This is a genomic window from Methanosarcina spelaei (assembly GCF_002287235.1).
In the GTDB taxonomy this organism is placed as follows: Archaea; Halobacteriota; Methanosarcinia; order Methanosarcinales; family Methanosarcinaceae; genus Methanosarcina; species Methanosarcina spelaei.
Genome location: NZ_LMVP01000372.1, coordinates 1 through 634, shown reverse-complemented (window position 1 = coordinate 634; position 634 = coordinate 1). Strand labels below are relative to the sequence as shown.

Annotated in this window: 1 protein-coding gene; it reads left to right on the top strand. The window is 33.1% G+C overall.

Going from position 1 to position 634, the window contains the following annotated elements:
• The coding region (locus tag ASJ81_RS14845) for an IS1634 family transposase (RefSeq protein WP_141241642.1) at positions 1-610 on the top strand (610 nt) is incomplete at its 5' end.
• Positions 611-634 lie beyond the last annotated feature (24 nt).

Genomic DNA, 634 nt, shown 5'->3' with positions numbered 1-634 from the left:
TGCAGATTTCCCTTCTATTGTGTTTGAAAAAGTAGATTTGAAAACCGTTAAAAAACGTGAAACAGGTAAAAGAGGCAGAATTTCTAAAGATGAGAAATTGAAGACATATTACAGGATTGAGGGGGTTATAAAGGTTAATGATGATTTTGTTTTAAAAGAAATGGAGAAAATGGGACTTTTCATTCTTGCAAGTAATGATATCAGTCTTTCTCCTGAAGAGATGCTGAAGTATTATAAAGGACAGGATAAAGTAGAAAAAGGATTCAGATTTTTGAAAAGTGATACCTTTAGCGTATCGAAGGTGTATCTCAAGAATAAATCAAGAATTGAAGCGTTGACAATGATAATGGTTCTCTGCTTGATGATTTATTCAATTGCGGAATGGAAATTAAGGACAAAATTAGAAGAAGAAAATGAAACGGTTCCAGATCAGAAAGGAAAACCAACAAAAAGACCGACAATGAGATGGATATTTTTCAAGTTTCAGGAAATTACAGAACTTATAACTCAGAAAAAAGGGAAAGCAAAGTCAGAAATTCTAAATATGGAAGAGATTCATTGGAAGATATTGAGTCTAATGGGAGAGGAATATGAAAATATATACCTCTAGTTGCGTTAACCTGCCGAAGCTAGG